Source organism: Methylobacterium sp. J-048 (assembly GCF_022829515.1).
GTDB lineage: Bacteria > Pseudomonadota > Alphaproteobacteria > Rhizobiales > Beijerinckiaceae > Methylobacterium.
Window position 1 is genome coordinate 1 of the sequence record NZ_JAKSYL010000005.1, and the last position, 9864, is coordinate 9864.

A 9864-nucleotide genomic window follows, 5' to 3' on the forward strand; every position below is an offset into this window, starting at 1 on the left:
CGCGCTCTACGAGTTCCTCGACGATGCGGGCAATCCCGTCCAGGTCCTGGGGATCGCGGACTTCAAGGCGGAGCTCGAAGAGCAGGTCGCGACGGGCACCTTCGAGAAGGTCACCGCCCGGGCGGCGTAGCCTTCGGAAGCACCGGGGGAGCCTCAAGCTGACGTGACCGGCTAGAGCCGTATCCGGCTGGGTTGAATCGTTGGGGGTAGCGGGCAGTCTGCGGATCTGATTCGATGTCAGGCTTTCCGAGGAGCTCGGGATGCCGTCAGCGCTATCGGTGGATCTGCGAGAACGCGTGATCGAGGCGGGAGCCTCGCGCCGACAGGCGGCCAAGCGCTTCGGGGTCGGCCCGTCGAGCGCGATCCGCTGGCACGAACGCTTCCAGGCGGAGGGCGTGATCGCACCCCGGCCCTCGTGTGGCGAGCGGCCTGCACCGGCCATCGAAGCGCACGCCGAGCGGATCCTTCGGATCAACCGGGAGCGGCCACAGGCCTTCCTGCGAGAGTTGCGCGACAGCCTGGCCGAGCAGGGTGTCCGCACGAGCGTCAGCGGGTTGTGGCGGTTCTTCGCCCGGCATCGGGTCACCCGTAAAAAGGGGCGGTCTACGCGGCCGAGCAGGAGCGTCCGGACGTGAGAGCTACACGGGAGGCGTGGTTCGAGAGCCAACTCGACCTCGACCCCGATGCCGTCGTCTTCATCGACGAGACGGCGACCGCCACGAACATGGCCCGCACCCACGGCCGGGCTCCACGCGGCGAACGTTGCAGGCTCCTCGTGCCCAAGGGCCACTACAAGACCACCACCGTCACCGCCGCCCTGCGCACCAGCGGCTTGGTCGCCACCACCCTGTTCGACGGGGCCACCAACGGCGCGCGCTTCCGCACCTACGTCACCGACACCCTGGTCCCGGTGCTGAAGCCGGGCGACACCGTCATCCTCGACAACCTGCAATCCCACAAAGTCGTCGGCGTGCGCGAAGCCATCGAGGCGGCCGGCGTGCGGCTCCTCTACCTCCCGGCCTACTCGCCCGACTTCAACCCGATCGATCCTTCGACAGGCTCAGGATGAGGAGGCCTTCTCAAAGCTCAAGGCGCTGCTGCGCACTGCCGCGGCCCGAACCGTCCCGGACCTTTGGGCGGCCATCGCCCGGGCCTTCGCAGCCTTCACCCCAGCTGAATGCCGTAACTACATCACCGCCGCCGGATACGACGCCTATGACCCAACCTAAACGGTAATAGCTCTAGCCAGCGGGGACCGCAGCCTGACCGCTGGTCATGGCAATCATCCAAGGGTTCGAGCGTAGATCTACTTTTTTCCGATCCATTCTACAGCGATGGGTTGCGCATATACTGAGGCTGAATTTTTGAGTTGAGTTATTCCGCCGACCTAAAATAAGATTAGTAGCTTATCATAAGCTTTCAAGCTTGATTATTTTGTATTACAGTCGAATTTGTAACACAAGTTAGTGCTAGTCTGGTACAGAATTACCAGAATGAGTGATCTGATATATATCACGGCATTTTGTCGCGGATACTCGCTTATACCAAGCTGCCAATTGAATTTTTGAAGTGATTCATCTTATTTTAAGTCGATTTCGGCACGCTTGGCCCGTAGCATACTTCGTATATACAGATATCAAGCAACTAAGTAGACTGTTTTGTTCCGGAATGAGCGGCAGATTATATCTATAGCCGCCAGCAAATGGAGTGGCCCGAATGCTGAGCGGGCTCTTAGTACCAATTGATCGGACACAATCAGGCCATGCGCAACCCATGCAACCTGAAATCACGCTCAATGGTCGGGCCATGCTGGCGACAGGAGAAGAATTCGCCTGCAAGGTTCGAAACATCAGTGTGCGATCGACTGAAGTCGTCGCGAGAGTGAGGGCTGAAATCGGACAGGTCGTGGTCTGCTACATAGACGATCTCGGCATTCTGCCGGGCAAGATCGCCGGACTGACGAGCGAAGGGTTCGTCATGAACTTCTCGCTCAAGGAAAGACGCCGGGAACGCTTCGCTGCACAGTTGAAGTGGCAGTTCAACAGCGCGGCGCGTAGTGCGGAACTAAGTCGTGCCCCGCGTATCGTCCCGCTCGATCGCGCCGTTGAGGTGCGGCTTGGCGAGCGCATCATTCTGACCGGCACGATCCTCAACTTCTCGATGTCGGGGGCCGCGATCGGTCTGAACGGGTCGGAGATCCCCTTTGTCGGCGCCCGAGTACGCGTCGGTAAGCGCTTCGCCACGGTTGTTCGACTGATCGACACCGGTATCGCGGTCCAATTCGTCGAACCTTTCGCCGCCCACGACTTCGACGAACGCGTGCGGCTATGAGCCGAGGTTCAGGGGTTCTACTTCAGCGAGCCCCTGCCTGCGCCTCAGGCGCGCGCCTACGTCACGACCCACGCCTTGCGGGTGGCGCGAAGGCCGAGATCGTAACGATGAAGCTCGCAACCCGACCGCGGCGCTGCATCCGGAAGCAGACGTTCCGTCTCCGACCGAGGCTGTGTCAAAACTCGAGGAAATTGCGAGCTCGTAGAAGAAAACACCCCGCATTGATCGTGAGCGATCCCCAGATCGGCCGTCGGGGAGTGACACAAGGTTCGCTAGGCTGGTGTCACACTCATTTGGGGAAGAATTTGCTGCGGCGGCCGATCACATTCGGGTTCTGACACAGCCTCGACCCAACTCGGCCGTACGATCACCGATTGGATCATCCCGAAACCGAACGTTCGGCCTATACCGCAGATGCTGGCGCGGCTTGAAAACGACTGTGGTCTGTCGCGACGGATCACGTCCACGGAAACGATAGGGCGAGTTCAGAAGCTCCGTTCCGTCACATCGGCGGCACGAAGACCCGTTCCGGAAATGCCGTCTCGACGACGTCGAGAAAGGCGCGGACCTTCGCACCGACGAGCCGGCGGGAGCTTTGCAGGGCCCAGATCTCCACGACGGGTCCCGCTTGGACCCCCCAGAGGGCGAGCCGACCGGCCGCAAGGTCGTCGGCGACCAGCAGTTTCGGCAGCAAACCCGCCCCCGCACCCGCGAGGACGGCGTCGTGCACCATCAGCAGCGATGACAAACGCAGCACGGGCTCGGGTTCGAGAACGAGGTCAGGCCCTCGACCGGTTCGCAGCGTCCAGGTCGCATTCGGCGCGCTCGCGGACATCAGGACCGCTTTCACGGACGGAGCGGCCTCGTCATCCGCCACGGGCGCGGGCAGCGGCACATCGGGATGCGCGACGACCAAGCGTTCGTCCGTTAGGAACCGGCGACCGACCAAGCGATCGTCCGGCCGCGGATCAATGCGGATGACCAGATCAAAGTCGTCCTCCACGGGATCTACGCGCCGGTCCTGGGCCACGATCTCGAGCTGGACATCCGGGTAGGCCAGCGCGAAGCGCGCGCCGATCCGGCTCAACGCCACATGCGCAATGACGACCGGCGCACTGATCCGGAGGCGGCCCCGGGGGACTGAGGCGCCGAGCACCACCGCTTCGCCCGCGTCCGCAATCTCGGAGAGCGGGCCGTCCGTGCGCGCGTGGAGCGTGCGTCCCTCGTCAGTCAGCCGCAGGATATGCGACCCGCGCTCGATCAGCCGAACGCCGAGACTCCGCTCGAGCTCCGCCACCCGGCGCGAGAGCGTGGCCTTCGGCCGTCCGGAGGTGCGGCTAGCCCGTCCGAACCCGCCGTGAGCCGCCACGAGATTGAAGTCGGCGAGCGCCTGCAGATCCATGGCGTGTTCCGATTTTGAGACGAGGCGTTCCAAGTTTGTCATCTGCCTACACAAAACGGAACGGCTAATTTGTCTGCAAGGCGGAGACAGTTCCGCACAATCGGACGGAGACATCACCATGAGTATTCTCGTCACCGGCAGCACCGGCACCATCGGCGCGCAGGTCCTCGGCTCCCTGCAGGGCCGCGGGCTCGACGTCCGGGCCCTCACACGCTCGCCGGAGGCGGCCAAGCTGCCGACCGGCGTGACGCCGGTCCGGGGCGATCTGGCCGACCTGGACTCCGTACGCACGGCGCTGGACGGCGTGAGCACTCTGTTCCTGCTGGTCCCCAACGTCGCCGAGGAGCTGACGCAGGCGATGCTGACGCTGACCGCCGCCCGCGAGGCGGGGGTCAAGGGTATCGTCTATCTCTCCGTGCTGAAGGGCGAGGCCTATGCCGACGTGCCCCACTTCGCCGGAAAGTACACGGTCGAGCGCATGATCGAGGCGTTGGATCTGCCCGCCACGATCCTGCGACCGGCCTACTTCATCCAGAACGACATCCGCCTGAAGGACCCGCTCCTGAAATTCGGCGTCTACGGGATGCCGATCGGTTCGAAGGGTGTCTCGATGGTCGACATCCGCGACATCGGAGAGGCGGCGGCCCTTGAGTTGGCGCGCCGGGAGCAGAGCGCATCGTCGCTCGGCCGCGAGATCTACACCCTCGCCGGGCCGGATGCCCTGACGGGCGAGGGCATCGCGACGATCTGGAGTGAAGCGCTCGACCGCACGGTACGGTACGGCGGCGATGACCTCGTGGCCATGGAGCAGCGGCTCAAGGCGACGATGCCAGCGTGGCATGCGCTGGACCTGCGCCTGATGATCGGCCGCTATCAGGCGGACGGTGCCGTCGCAACGACCGAGGAGCTTTCACGCCTCGGCGCTCTGCTCGGTCACGCCCCGCGTTCCTATCGCTCTTTCGCGGAGGCCACCGCAACGCAATGGATCAAGCCTGACAGCGAGTAGCTGAGGGTGATCCATCGACCATAGCTCGCATCACAGGTCCGCTTCGACGCTTTCCAGCACTGAAGCGGACCGACCGCGTCCAGCCGTAGGCCGCTGCCTCTCGTCAGCCTGGAGGCGGACCTTCCCAGGGCTCACACTGGGCCGAAGGCGGCCACGGAACGTCACGATGCACTTGGTTGCGTAGCGTGCCCTTATGCGAATGGCCCAACGTCGCAGTCGTGATGCAGGATCTCCGCTATGGAGGAGCGTCCAAGCTTCTTGGATGACCGGGATGGGCGCATAACCGATATCGGAATGGCTGGTATCGGACAAATTTCCAAGCAAAGCAGACATTGGTTGCCCGAATGCTGGCGGCCCAAACTAATCGATGAATCCAGCTTACTCTGTCCAGGGCCACAGCCGCTCTTACGGCGGTCGTTTCGGCAACGTTGCACCATCCCCGTGTGCAAGCGGGGCCGAGCGGGTTTAGCTGTTGAGACCGGGCCGCTCGGCCCCTATCGAAGCGTGAACCTTGGGAAGGATTTCTACTTCGATTCCGTTTGCACCGCGGCCGCGTGCGGATCGTGGTGGATGAGCGCTTGGCGTCAGCCCTTGCGGACCAGCGGGGCTACCACTGCAGCCGGCGCCGGCGGGGTGTAGAGCGGGACGACGAATCGGACGAAGCCGTCGGTCGAGTAATTGTCTCGGGTCCGACCGAGCGCGTTCGTGTACTGGGCACCGGTGACCACGTCGCGTGCCACGTATGCTTGAACGGTGAAGGCCTTAAAGTCATAGCCGACGAGGCCACCGACTGCGAAGCGGCCGCGATTCCCGTTCGCCGCGCTGAACTGGCTGATGTCGAAGTTATAGACGCCGTAGGCGATCGGGCCGATCTCGAAGTTGCCGAACTTCTTCGTGGCGGTCAGATCCAGCAGGATTGCATCTGAGAGGCGGATTGGGCCGATCGCTGCACCGACGGGACCACCGAAGCGGCCGGGCGTGTCGTAGACGTTGCCGGTCAGATTGGCGGTGATGTTCCAACCGTCGCCGGTATAGCTGCCGGCGACACCGAACCTGTACGTATTCGAGGAGAGTTGCGGCAGCACGGGCGTACCCGACAAACCGGTCCCAAGCGAGCCGCGGCCGGCATCAAGGTCGTTCACGTGAACGCCGCCCAGGAAACGGACACCGAAATTGTTGCCGAGGTCGAACGCCCAGATGCCGGCCAGGAGGGTGCCGACGTTGATCGAGATATCCTTGTTTCGCTGGCCGGCGCCGTTGCGGGTGAAAGCGAACACGGTGGGTTGAGCGACGAGGGCTTCGATACGGCCGCCGAGCGGGGTCAGCGGGGTTGACCAGAGCAGGAACGGGACGTTGATCGCGGTGTCGGGCGAGAACGGCTGATCGGTGCGGCGGTAAATCAAGGTGTCCACCGCGTAGAGGCCCTCGGGCAGCGGCGCCCCGGCAGCGAGGCCAACCTGCTCCCCCGGAATCGTCGTTGCCTGGGCGAAGGCGGCCGTCGCGCTCAACGCGACGGCCGCAGCGCCTGCGAGCGTTGCCGTGATCCTGTTCAGCATCCTCAATCCCCCTTTTTTCGCCGGACGCAGGCCGAGCGCTCCCGATCGCCGAAATGCCCCGGCGCAGATATCGATAGGTTGTTTTGTTAGACCGTAGGCTCTTGGTTGTATGGAAACGCGGTCAATTTATACGCATTCCATGTTTACTATGAGTGTGCCACTGTTTGACTTTGAGTCTACTGTAAAAATCACGATCGATACGAGGGGATGCACTCATGTTGCGGCGAAAGCACGCTTGTCAGCGACCACGTCGGAAATACGCTGGCGCACGGTCGTATGGCTTCGGCATCCCGGAGACGCGAGCAAAGGCGACTGGTCGGAACCCAGCCGTTCCTCTACCGAGTGCCTGAGCGATCAAGTCTCAATGGCGGTGTCTCAGCTTTTTCCAGAGCCAGGTCTCCGGCAGACCGTTCGCGCAGAGATGCGGCATACCCAATGTGTAGCTGGCAGCATTCGACAGGGATGAACCAACCCCATCACGCCTGATGTGCGAACTCACAGGCTATCTCCTCAGCGCGTGTGAGGGGCAGCGTGGCAGCAGGTTTCGAGGCTTGGTTCCACCCGCTCCGGAGAGGAAGGGATGGAGAGGCCGGCTCAAACATGGGCCGACGCATCCATCGGTGTCGGTCAAGTGGACGCCCCACGCGCCGCCTCGGGGGCGCCCACGCTACACGGCGAACTTCAGGGCGAACCGCTCGGCGCCGAGGCGCGTCTGGATAGTCTGCGCGACGAACTCGGCATCGCGGCCGACCGCGCCGAAGCGGCCCGAGCCCCAGGTATTCAACCAGGGCAGACCGATGAAGTAGACGCCGTCCTCCTGCGTCACGCCGCGCTTGTGCTTGGGGTTCCCCGCGCCGTTGAAAACGGACGCGTCGAGCCAGCGGAAGTCCGGTGTGAAGCCGATGCACCAGACGATCGCGGTAATGCCGGAGCTCGCGAGAGCAAGACGGGTGATGGGCTCGACCGGCTCCCAAACGGGGGTGTAATGCGCCTGCACCGGAGCGTCGATGTCATTTTCGGCGACATACCTGTCGATGGCCGCGTTGATGCCGTTGTACGTCCGGTCGGCCCCGTCGAGTGAGCGCTTGAGGTTGTCGCGGAAGCGCAGAGCACCGTCGTCATAATCTTCCAGCACGCCGTAGAGCTTCATGCCCTCCTTGGCGAAGCGGCGCAGGTCGATGTCCCGGCCACCGTCGCGGCCAGTCACGTAGTGGTTGGTGTTGTCGCGGACGCCGTCGCGCAGCGGATGGTTGTCGACGGTCATCTCATAGTAGCCCATATCGGCGAGCCAAGTGACGACGTCGCGGCCGCGGTAGAACCGGGCGCAGCGCGGTGCATCGCCCACCGCGAGATGCACCGCGCGGCCGGCGAGATGCAGATCCTCGGCGATCTGCGCGCCGGACTGACCTGAGCCGACCACCAGAACCTCGCCCTCCGGCATTTGGATCGGGTTTCGATACTGGTTCGAGTGGATCTGCGTGACCGACCCCGGCAGCTTCTCGGCCATGCGCGGGATGATCGGGGTGTGATAGCCGCCCGAGGCGACCACGACTTCGTTCGCCGTATAGTCGCCGTCCGAGGTCTGGACCGAAAAGGTCTTGTCTTCGGCTCGTGCGACGCGTGTCACCGCGACACCCTCGCGGATCGGCGGATTCACCTTCGCCACGAAACCCTCCAGGTACGCGACGATCTCGTCCTTCTTCATGAACCCGTCCGGATCCGGCCCGTCGTAGGGATGGCCGGGCAGGTCGCACTGCCAATTCGGCGTGACCAAGCAGAACGTGTCCCAGCGCTGGCTCGACCACGTGTGCGCCGCGGATGCCTTCTCGAAGACGAGATGATCGATCCCACGCTGCTTCAGGTAATAGCTGACGGAGAGACCGGCTTGACCACCGCCGACGATGGCGACGGGGACGTGACGAGGCGTGGACGTCATGGCTTTAACTCCGCGATGTTCCGAAGGGAGGCGCCGGGTTCAGGACTCGAAGGTCTCGACCGTGACGAGGCCCCCGGGGTCCTGCCGCTTCGCCGCGGTCTCGATCCGGGCGAGTTGGGCCGTCGCCGACGAGCACGCGAAGCCGTATTTCTCGCGCACCCGCTCGCTCGCGATGGTGAGGGCCGAGCGGGTCTTCTCGACGAAGTCGTCGAGGGCGTAGCTTTCGCCGACCGTGAGAAAATCCTTCACGACGAGGGAGGGCGAGTAGCAGGCCTCGCGCCGGCCATCGGGCCAGCGGATGTGGAAGTGCATCTCAGGCATGGATCGGCTCCCGTTCGACGCGGGCGCAGGCCGCGTAGGTATCGAGGTGACGCTCGGCGCAGGCGCGCCAGGAATGCGCGGCGGCCCGGGTCGAACCGGCCGCGCGCAGCCTCGCGCGCGTCATCGGTGCCAGGGCGGCCGTCATGGCGTCGGCGATGTCCCGGGGATCGCCAGGATCGACGAAGAGGGCGTCGTCGCTCCGGAGGTACTCGGTGAAGGGCGGCAGGCGAGAGACGATCGCCGGGGTGCCGCAGGCCATCGCCTCCAGCACGCAGAGCCCGAAGCCCTCCGTCCAGGACGGAAAGGCGAGAACGTCCGCTCTGCGATAGAAGGCCGGCATCTCCTCCTGCGAGACAGGTCCGGTCTCGATCACCGCCTCGCCGCGCCCGACCACAAGCCCATGTGCGCACAGAGCGGCGCGGCAGCGGGCGCCGTAGGCTGCGTGGTCGAGGAGCGATGCGCCGCCGACGACCACGAGCTGCGCTTGACGGTGGCGACGACGCAGGAGCGCGAAAGCCTCGATGATCCCGGCCGTGTTCTTACGCGCCTCGAAGCCGCCGACGCTCAGGACAACCGGCCCGACACCGATGCCCCAGCGCTCCTTCACGATCGCGTCGGCTTCGGCCGGCGCCGCTTGATAGGTCGCCAGGTCCACGCCGTTCCCGACGACGCCGATCTCCGTACCGCGATCGTTCGCGATCCGGTCGGCCCAGGTGCGGCTGACACAGAGCAGGTGCGTGGCCTCACGAATGGAGCGGTCCTGCCAGTCCGCGAGCGCCGGGTCGGAGAAGCTATCGACGTGGTGGACCGTGCGCACGAAGCCGGGGATCAGGCGGCGGTGCTTGAGGATCGCGAGCGCATTGCCGCCGATGCCGCAATGGGCGTGAAAGACGTCGAAGTCACAGGCGGCGGGCGACGCGAAGTGGCGCAGGTAATCGCCGATGCGAGCCCGCACGAGGTCGACCGTCGTACCGGCCACCGGCTTTGCGGCCACCGAGACCGTCGGGCAAGCGGCCGCGCGATAGAAGCCGCGCTCGGACGGATCGGGCGCGTGGACCACCGTCTCATGGCCGAGCGCGCACAGGGCCTCGGCCAGGGCGAGGCAATGCGCGACGCCACCTCGTGGATTGGTGGAGTGGGTCAGGACGGCGATGCGCAGGGCCGTCATCGGACGGCATCCATGCCGTCCTGGCCACAGCCGATCAGCGGGCTGACCGTAAAGTCCCAGACCACGGCCTCTCCGCCGGAGGCATCGCGCACCCGGGCGACCCGGCTTGCATCGAGCTTACCCACCGTGGCGACTGCGATGTCC

Annotated in this window: 7 protein-coding genes and 1 pseudogene; 3 read left to right on the forward strand and 5 right to left on the reverse strand. The window is 64.4% G+C overall.

All coding sequences use genetic code 11. The annotated features are described in order from the left end of the window. Window positions 1–260 precede the first annotated feature (260 nt). Window positions 261–1229: pseudogene (locus tag MKL09_RS00060) on the forward strand (IS630 family transposase). A gap of 544 nt (window positions 1230–1773) precedes the next feature. Continuing rightward, window positions 1774–2331 carry a pilus assembly protein PilZ gene (locus MKL09_RS00065; RefSeq protein ID WP_244016819.1) on the forward strand — a complete coding sequence of 186 codons (558 nt, stop codon included), beginning with the start codon at window positions 1774–1776 and terminating at the stop codon, window positions 2329–2331. A 502-nt stretch (window positions 2332–2833) separates the two neighbouring features. On the opposite strand, the gene MKL09_RS00070 is transcribed toward MKL09_RS00065, so the two are convergent. Beyond that, on the reverse strand, window positions 2834–3733 hold the full coding sequence (locus MKL09_RS00070) for a LysR family transcriptional regulator (RefSeq protein ID WP_244016821.1): 900 nt from the start codon (window positions 3731–3733) through the stop codon (window positions 2834–2836). Window positions 3734–3851: 118 nt separating this feature from the next. On the opposite strand from MKL09_RS00070, the gene MKL09_RS00075 reads away from it, so the two are divergent. Further along, window positions 3852–4739, forward strand: coding sequence for an NmrA/HSCARG family protein (locus MKL09_RS00075; protein ID WP_244016823.1), 888 nt, complete (start codon window positions 3852–3854; stop codon window positions 4737–4739). A gap of 584 nt (window positions 4740–5323) precedes the next feature. Here MKL09_RS00075 and MKL09_RS00080 read toward each other — a convergent pair. The 4 genes from MKL09_RS00080 to MKL09_RS00095 form a co-directional block, all read right to left on the reverse strand. Continuing rightward, window positions 5324–6295, reverse strand: a complete 972-nt coding sequence (locus tag MKL09_RS00080) for a transporter (protein ID WP_244016825.1) — start codon at window positions 6293–6295, stop codon at window positions 5324–5326. A 667-nt stretch (window positions 6296–6962) separates the two neighbouring features. After that, window positions 6963–8231 (reverse strand): MSMEG_0569 family flavin-dependent oxidoreductase, encoded by a 1269-nt coding sequence (locus tag MKL09_RS00085; RefSeq protein WP_244016827.1) that lies wholly within the window; start codon window positions 8229–8231, stop codon window positions 6963–6965. 39 nt (window positions 8232–8270) lie between these two features. Beyond that, the gene (locus tag MKL09_RS00090) at window positions 8271–8552 is read right to left on the reverse strand and encodes an MSMEG_0570 family nitrogen starvation response protein (RefSeq protein WP_244016829.1); all 282 of its coding nucleotides are present in this window, start codon (window positions 8550–8552) and stop codon (window positions 8271–8273) included. Beyond that, the gene (locus tag MKL09_RS00095; RefSeq protein WP_244016831.1) at window positions 8545–9720 is read right to left on the reverse strand and encodes an MSMEG_0565 family glycosyltransferase; all 1176 of its coding nucleotides are present in this window, start codon (window positions 9718–9720) and stop codon (window positions 8545–8547) included. Before MKL09_RS00095 ends, MKL09_RS00090 begins: the two co-directional genes overlap by 8 nt. Window positions 9721–9864: the final 144 nt, after the last annotated feature.